Consider the following 4,988-nt stretch of genomic DNA (forward strand, 5'->3'; position numbering starts at 1 on the left):
CGCCCGTACCGCATCGACACGACCCACCCATCCCTGACGGACGACGGAGCGGTGGGAAGCGCGGGTCAGCACCCCCGGGACCGGTGGTACTGTCGCAGCGCCCCGGCCTTCCGCATCGGATTGAAACTAGTTCAGCATCTGGAATGCGCCGTGCACCTTGGGCTGTAGAGCACCGGCTTTCCGCATCGGCTTGAAACAGAATCCGGACTTCCGCGTTCCGGTGCTTTCGGTCCATGGGGCCGGATCTCCGTGTCGGGCGGAAGCCGGCCCGGCGGCCGGAGGGCGATTGCGGAACTGCGGAAGATATGGGTGATTCCGGTTGTTATCGTGACGGTTTCCACCTACGGGGTCCGGGGGCGTAGGTGGTGGCTGTTGTCACCGCGGCGGTTTCTGCCTACGGCTCTCAGAGGAGAGCGTCCGCGCGTCCTCGGTGATCGTGAAAATGGCCCGATTCGTTGCTCTTTGTGTTTGCGATGGTGCGCAGGGGATTGACTGGGAGTGTCGTGGGCACCCTGCCGCGGGGCGTGACGGGGCATGCCCTAATCTGACCTGTTCTCCAGCAGGAGGGCGGTCGGGGGCAGAGCCGAAAGCGGCACAATCGTGCGCTTCCCGTGTTCGCTTGTGGCTCTGACGTGCGGAGGGAGCTCGGGTGACGATCGGATGTGGGGGCTTGGCGCTGGGCGGCGCCGAACCCGATGGCGCTGGGCCGGACGGCGAGGGCCCATGGGGCCGGCGGCCGGGGCGTCCCGTCCGGAATGGGTGGGTGTTGACAGGGGCTGACGAGCCCCAGTACGTTGCCGACCGGCCACTACGCGCGGCGTGTGGTCGATGACCAGGATCTTCGCGGTCCCGGTCCCCTGTGAAGCACTCGGAGCATCCGAGTGCTGTGGCGTCTTCGTGGCGTCGCTTTGTTGCCGGATCACCACCCGTGGTTCAGCGTGCCCAACACAGGAGGACCGATGGCTGCCCTGACACTCGCCGACATCGCGGACGAGGACGACAACAACGCATTCGCGGCCTTCCGCGAGCTGGTGGGCCCGGCGCTGTGGGCGGTGATCGTCCGCGATGTCCACCGGGCCAAGCCGGGGACGTGCGCCTGCCGTCCCGACCGGCCACCCATGTTCGACGCCGCCCACCCGATACCCGGCCCGCTCTGCCAGCGTTGCATGGACCAGTGGACGCCTCGGCTCATGGACGGTTTCGGCCGGATACGTGCCGCTCTCATGGGCGACGTACCGACGATCGCCGGCGGCTCGAATGCCGGTCAGGAAGTTCGTGAGCTGATCGTCGTCCGTGACCATCTTGTGACGCCCGAGGCCGAATGGCAGGAGGCCGCCGTTCACGGCGCCATGCTGTGCCACCCCGCCTTCCCCGGGGGAATCTCGCCGGAGCCGCCGGGCTGGCTGCGGGCGGTGTGGGCGCAGCTCGTCCACTTCCCCACGGCCGGGCGGATCGTGCCGACCGTGCGCCGGGAATCGGCCGCCGAACGCGGCCTGCCGACCCGTCCGGAAGTAGCGATCAGCACCGCTGAATGGGCCGCGCCGCTGCGCGCCGACCCCGTCGGCCAGAACATTCTCATCCATTTCCTGCTTGGTCTCCGGGACGAGATCACCGACCCGTTCTCGCTGCCGAAAATGCAGCTCAGGTTCGGTCTCAGCGAGCGGGAGACCGACGAGCGGCTGCGGCGCTCGCTCGCGCTGCTGCGCCGGTGCAACCCCGACTTCTACGCGCGGGCCGTTGCCGGTCCGCTCGCCGGACGGCCCGGCGGGGTTCCGGATGAGACCGGCCCGGACGAATGTATCGGCGATCATGTGCCGTCCGTCGAGGATTCCTGCGCGGCCGAGGCGGACGCCGACACCGCACGAAAGGCGATCATCGCCGAACTCCTGCCGCCTGTTCGTCCCAGCGATGACGGGCGGGTGCGCGACACGCACCCCGACACGCATGGCGACACGCATCCCGACACGCATGGCGATGGCTATGGCCGGCGGGAGAATCCGGGGCCGCGGCCGAAGGCGGTCCCTTCGAGAACCGCGCCGAAGAGCCAGCCGAAGACCCACCCGAAAAGCGGCCGGCCAGGGGCGTGGCCGAAGAGCCGTCCGGATGCGCGGATGCCCGGGGCGGGACCTGACGCGGCTCCTCCCGCCCCGGGTTCCGACGCCACTCGTGAGCCTGGTGCCACTCGTGAGCCTGGTGCCGCGCGTGAGGCCGGTGTCATTCGTGAACCGGTACTCAATGCCGTCACAGTTCGGTTGTTAAAGGTGATTGTCGATGCCGCGTACGGCAAGAAGGCCGACGTTGTCGCGGCCTTCCGACGGCATCTGCGGCTGGGCGAGGAGGAGGCCGAAGCCGAAGTCGGCCGCTTCACGCGCCTCGTCGCCGGGGCCGGTGTCTGTTGGGTCGACGTCCTGCTGCGTGGCATTGACGGCTACGGGGTGGCGTGATGCCGAGAAACAGCACAGCCGGCGCCGTCACATACCTGGCCGTCACATACCCGGACCTGGACCCGGCCGTCAGCCGGGCGGCAGGGCGGCCCATGCCTCCAGCAGGTCCGCGAGGTCACGTGCCTGTGCCGTGGACAGCACGACGGCCCGTGTCCCGGCCCATGCCCCGAAGCCGGTCGTGTGGGCATCCCGAGCGTCACGATCCGGATCGTGGGCCGTAGACGTTCCCGCTGCCGACAGCGGGGCTGCCGGCGCGCCACCTGGAACCGTCGGAGCTGGAACCGTCGGGGCTGTTCGGGGCCCGTGCTCGGTTTCGTGCCCAGCGCCGGGGACTGTCGATGCCGTGGGAGCTGTGTTCCGCGGAACGCGGGCCCCAGCCTGCTGGGGCTCAGAGGCCTGATCGTCAGGGGCTGTGTTCCGCGGGACGCGGGTTCCAGCCGGGCGGAGGCCGCGGTCATGGCTGTCAGGGGCTGTGTTCCGCGGGACACGGGTCCCGGCGGCGGGGTCCGGCCATGAGGTGATCTCAAGGCGGACGCCGTCACGGACCGTGGTTGCCTGCACGGATCGCGGTGCGGCCGGTGCCGTTATCGGCAGATCGGTGATCTTCCTGCGGCGGGCGAGCCGCAGCAGGTCGGGCCGGGCGAACACGGCCGTGCCCCTGGTGCGCAGCAGGTCCGCGAGCTGGCGGCCCACCGTCGTCCGGCCCGGCCTGCCCGTCGTCCGGCCAGGTGTATCCGTTGCCTGGCAGGGTTCGTCCGTCCAGGTCAGGCGCAGTGGAGGGCTGCCGCCGTCGTCGAGGTCCAGCACCGCGCGGGCCCCGGCGAGCCGGAGCGTCGCCGGCCCGAAAGTGCCTTGCACGTGCCGGGAGACGAGCGGAATGCCAGCCAACGCCGCCAACCGCCCCGCAGCCGTACTCACCGGCATCCCCTCCCTCCAGCCCCGCAAGACATGACTTCAGTAACCGACGGTAGCGCTCCTCCCAGCCGGACGCCCCCGGCTGGCTACCGCCGTCAGCGTGCGACAGCGCCGTCAGCCCGTAACAACTCAGCCCATGACACCACCGCCGCCGCCATCCCGCCCTTGCCGCCGCCCGCCCGTCACCGGCAGACCACGCCGGGCCCGACCGCACACCCCGGCGCCGGGCGGCCGGAGCGCCACCGGTCGTATCCCGCTCCGCTCATGGGATTGAGGGTGCAAACGGCTGCTATCACAGCCACTTGTTCCCTCAATCTCGTGATCGGCCGATACTTCGGGTGGGGTGGGGCCGTACTGTGCGGAGCGCACGGTACGGCTGGCGGCCGGGAAGGATCGCGGCCGTGGTTGTCGTCCCCGTCGTCAGCGGTCCTTGCTGGGCTGATCCTTGCCGGGATAGATGGAGAGAGGCTGGGGAGAGGATGCGGCGCCGAGGTCGGGGAGACTGACGCCGCGGGCGCCCTGGACATCGCGGCCCTGGCGTTCGTTCTGGACGAACCATTCGAACGAGCGGCCGCGGGGGTCGGGGGGTACCGGGACGTCGGTGCGCAGGCCGTTCGGGCGGACCCTTGGGTAGTGCACGGGCGTGAGCGGATTTCCGGTGGCGGCGGCGAGGAAAGCCCGGATGTGCGGGACCTGCTCGAACCGCTCGTCATCGCCGCCGGCCACCGCCCGCCGGAACTCGCCGACGGTTTCTCGGGCCGCGGCCGGGAAACCGTCGGAAACGGGCTCGTCCGGGATGATCGAGCGGTAGTACTCGGCCCACGACTCGCCGGTGCGCAGGTCTGTGCGGGCCGGGTCGACGGTGAGCTGGACGCTGCCGAAACCCAGCGGTTTGCCCAGGCCCAGCCGGTGGAAACGGCTCGGCTCGCCGGCGCCCAGGTCGAGCAGCCACAGCAGCGCGCCCAGCTCGGCCCCGGTGAGGTTACGGACGTCGACGCTGAAGGTGAACGTCGTGCCGGGCCGGACCCAGCCCTCGATCGACCGGTTCTGGTCGTCGCGGTTCTCGTCCTTCTCCCCGCCGCCGGTGAGGGTGGCGAACGCGGTTCCGTCGCGGTTCAGCGGGTTCGCGCGTGAATTGTTCTCCGGTACCGCAGACTTTCGCGGTCGACGGTATTCCTGGTAGCGCCCGCCGTCCAGGCTCTGGGTGCGGTCGGCGGCCGGGTCCTGCCAGTAGCGGTCGGGCAGGCCGGCGTGATGCGGGTAGACCTTGCGTCCGCGCAGCATTCGGCCCTCGGAGACGAACCAGCTCCCCTTGGGCAGCCCGGCCGGCAGCGGCGCGGGATGGCCGTTGCGTTCGGTGCCGAGATAGAAACGGCCCTGGCCGGGTTTGGGCTGGCCGAGAATCGCCAGCGGCAGGCCCGGATCCCGGAAACGCTCCACGGCGGGCCCGCCGGCCGGCGGCGGGAGGCTTTTTCTCTCGGCGGGCGCGTCCGACGCCTGGTCGCAGCGCACCGGGCCGATGCGCACGGCGCCGAGCCAGGCGCCAGCCGGGTCGCGCCGGCCGTCGGGCCCGGCTCCGGGACGGTCCTCGGTGCGGACCCAGCCGAACACCCGGTCCGCGGGGGACAG

The 4,988-nt window shown here is 70.7% G+C and carries 2 protein-coding genes; one reads left to right on the forward strand and one right to left on the reverse strand.

Annotated features, from left to right (window positions below):
* The first annotated feature begins 959 nt into the window (after nt 1–959).
* Nucleotides 960–2,444 carry a hypothetical protein gene (locus tag AC5LUJ_RS09925; RefSeq protein WP_250282168.1) on the forward strand — a complete coding sequence of 495 codons (1,485 nt, stop codon included), beginning with the start codon at nt 960–962 and terminating at the stop codon, nt 2,442–2,444.
* A gap of 1,335 nt (nt 2,445–3,779) precedes the next feature.
* On the opposite strand, the gene AC5LUJ_RS09930 is transcribed toward AC5LUJ_RS09925, so the two are convergent.
* A partial coding sequence (locus tag AC5LUJ_RS09930) for a hypothetical protein (protein ID WP_493464815.1) occupies nt 3,780–4,988 on the reverse strand: 1,209 nt, incomplete at its 5' end.

The organism is Protofrankia sp. CiP1_Cm_nod3 (genome assembly GCF_982290655.1).

Excerpts from the sequence above, each read along its gene's own strand:
- AC5LUJ_RS09925 (WP_250282168.1), top strand. The coding sequence starts at position 960 with ATGGCTGCCCTGACACTCGCCGACATCGCGGACGAGGACGACAACAAC.